Raw genomic sequence first — 2,633 nt, forward strand, 5'->3', positions numbered from 1 at the left:
TGCGTATTTCGCCGATCGTGACCGGCCGTTTCGGTTGATCGTGACCGGGGGCTGCGGGGTGTTGCGCGTTGGTCAGATGGTAACCGAGGCGGTCACGATGCGTCGTCGTTCTTCGGCTTCTCGGGTTGTTTCTTGCGCAGCGATTCGCCCTTGAGGGCGATGCGGTGCGAGCGGTGCACGAGCCGGTCGAGGATGGCGTCGGCGACCGTGGGGTCGTTGAGCCAAGCATGCCAGTGCTCGATCGGCAGCTGACTGGTGATGATCGTGGACTTGCTGGTAGTGCGGTCGTCGATGACTTCGAGCAGGTCGTGCCGCGCGGCCTGATCGAGCGGGGTCATGCCCCAGTCGTCGAGGATCAGCACCTCGATGCGCGCCAGTTGCGCGAGCAATTTACCGAAGCTGCCGTCGGCATGCGCGATGCGCAGCGCCTCGGTCAGGCGCGGCACGCGCTGGTACAGCACGGGGAAGCCCTGGCGGCAGGCGTGTTGGCCCAGGGCGCAGGCGAGCCAGGTCTTGCCGACGCCGGTCGCGCCGGTGAGGAGCAGGCTTTGGGCCTGGCGGATCCAGTCGCCGGCCGACAGCATCGCGACGAGGCGTTTGTCGAGGCCGCGGCCCGGGCTGTAGTGCACGTCTTCGAGGCACGCGTCGCCATGCTTGAGTTTGGCGGCGCGCAGTAGTCGGTCCAGGCGCCGGCTGTCGCGCCAGTGCCGTTCGCGATCGACCAGCAGTCCCAGGCGATCTTCGAACGCCAGGTCCTGGCAGACGGGCTGGGTGCGCTGTTCCTCCAGGGCGCGCGCCATGCCGTCGAGCTTGAGCGCGCGCAACTGGTCGAGGGTGGGATGCGTCAGCATGCAATCTCCTTCAGTGGGTGGTCGGGGGGAACGAGGTAGTAGGCCGGGCCGCGCAGGTTGTCGTGGTCGGGGCTGATCCAGTCGGCTTGCGCGGGGACGGCGGGCAACGGTTGCTGGTCGAGGCCGCCTTGCAGGATCGACAGCACCGACTTGCGCGTGCGCGCGCCAATCGCCAAGGCGCGCGTGCAGGCGGCCTCCAGCCGCGCGTGGCCGTAGCGCCGCGCCAACGACAACAAGCCCAGGCAGCTGCGATAGCCCATCTCCGGATGCGGCCGGTCGGTGAGCAGGTGATCGACCAGCGCGTGCGTCGACGGCCCGATGTCGGTCGCCCATCGTCGGAAGCGGGTCGGCGTCCACTCCAGATGCGCGCGGTGCGCCGCCGGCATGTGCTCGGCCACGGTGGTGTACCGCCCCTTGGCCAGAGAGCGCGCATGACTGGCGACGCGCTGGCCGCCGTGCAGGATCTCGACGGTGTAGTCGGTGATGCGGGCTTCGACCGACTTGCGCACCAGCGGATGCGGCACGCTGTAATAGTGCCCGTCGATCTCCACGTGATAATCGATGTTGACCCGGCACGGCTTGAAGCGGGCGTGCTCGAACGGGGTTGGCGGCAGCGCCATCAGCGCCGGCCGGTCGACCGTCTCGAACCAGTCGCGGCGACAGCCGTCGAGCTTCTTGAAGCGACGGGTGTTCAGATCGACCAGCAACTGGGCGATCGCGTGGTTCAGCGCGGCGAGCGAGAAGAACACCTGATGGCGCAGGCGCGCGAGAATCCAGCGCTCGACCACCTGCACGCCGACCTCGACCTTGGCCTTGTCCTGCGGGTGCCGCGGCCGGGCCGGCAAGATCGCGGTGCCGAAGTGTTCGGCGCACCGCATCACCGCCAGGTTCGGCTCCGGGTCGTAGCGATCGGGCTGCGCGATCATCGCCCGCGGATTGTCCGGTACCACCAGGGCCGGCACGCCACCGAAGAACTGGAGCGCTTGGGTCAAACCGCGCAGCCAATCGCCCTGGGTCTCGCCCGCGGTCGCGCAGGCGTAGGTGTAGTTCGACGCGCCGAGCACGGCGACGAAGATGTGCGCGGCGCGCATTTCGCCCGTGTCCGGGTCGACGATCGGCACCCTCGGTCCGGCATAGTCGATGAACAGCTTCTCGCCGGCCCGATGCACCTGCCGCATCGAGCGCCGCAACGACGCGGCGTGATCGTGGTAACGCTGGCAGAACTGCGTGTACTGGTAGGTCGGGTGGCCGGCTTGGGCCTCCTGATATTCCTGCCACAGCAGTTGCAGGGTCACGCCCTTGCGCCGCAGTTCCCGGTGCACCCACGCCAGATCGATCGGCGCCCGCTCGCCCCGTGTCCCCGACACCGGCGGACACAGCTCCGCCTCGATGCCGCGCTCGTCCATTCCGGACAGCGCCGCCCAGTCCAGGCCCCGCAGCCGCGCCCGCACTACGTACTTGCCCACCACGCCCTTCGACAGCCCCAGGGCCCGCGCCACCTGTTCGTTCGACAGGCCGCACTCGAGCTTGAGCCGGAGACATTCCTTGATCTTGCGCATAGCTACCCGCGGTGTCGGCATCCTGGCCCCCGAAAAAGCGGGCAGGATGCCGAGGCGTTGAAGTCATGCACAACGAACCCCGCATTTCGGTAAGCCGTGACCGATGATCTCGGAACCCCGCCAAAATCGGTCACGATCAACCGAAATGAGCGGTCACGCCTTACCGAAACAACCGGTCATGCCTTACCGAAATGGTCGGTCACGATCGGCCGAAATACGCAGT

Annotated in this window: 2 protein-coding genes; both read right to left on the minus strand. The window is 67.7% G+C overall.

Going from position 1 to position 2,633, the window contains the following annotated elements; translation table 11 throughout:
• Positions 1-92: 92 nt before the first annotated feature.
• The gene (gene istB / locus NON22_RS22915) at positions 93-851 is read right to left on the minus strand and encodes an IS21-like element helper ATPase IstB (RefSeq protein ID WP_257389304.1); all 759 of its coding nucleotides are present in this window, start codon (positions 849-851) and stop codon (positions 93-95) included.
• Positions 845-2,431 (minus strand): IS21 family transposase, encoded by a 1,587-nt coding sequence (gene istA / locus NON22_RS22920; RefSeq protein WP_257389305.1) that lies wholly within the window; start codon positions 2,429-2,431, stop codon positions 845-847. The genes istB and istA overlap by 7 nt, the downstream gene beginning before the upstream one ends.
• Between the last annotated feature and the right edge of the window lie 202 nt (positions 2,432-2,633).

The sequence above is a fragment of the Tahibacter caeni genome (assembly GCF_024609805.1).
In the GTDB taxonomy this organism is placed as follows: domain Bacteria; phylum Pseudomonadota; class Gammaproteobacteria; order Xanthomonadales; family Rhodanobacteraceae; genus Tahibacter; species Tahibacter caeni.

What these genes read in the sequence shown, in the direction of transcription:
- istB (WP_257389304.1), bottom strand. Translation starts at nt 851, where the DNA reads ATGCTGACGCATCCCACCCTCGACCAGTTGCGCGCGCTCAAGCTCGAC.
- istA (WP_257389305.1), bottom strand. Translation starts at nt 2,431, where the DNA reads ATGCCGACACCGCGGGTAGCTATGCGCAAGATCAAGGAATGTCTCCGG.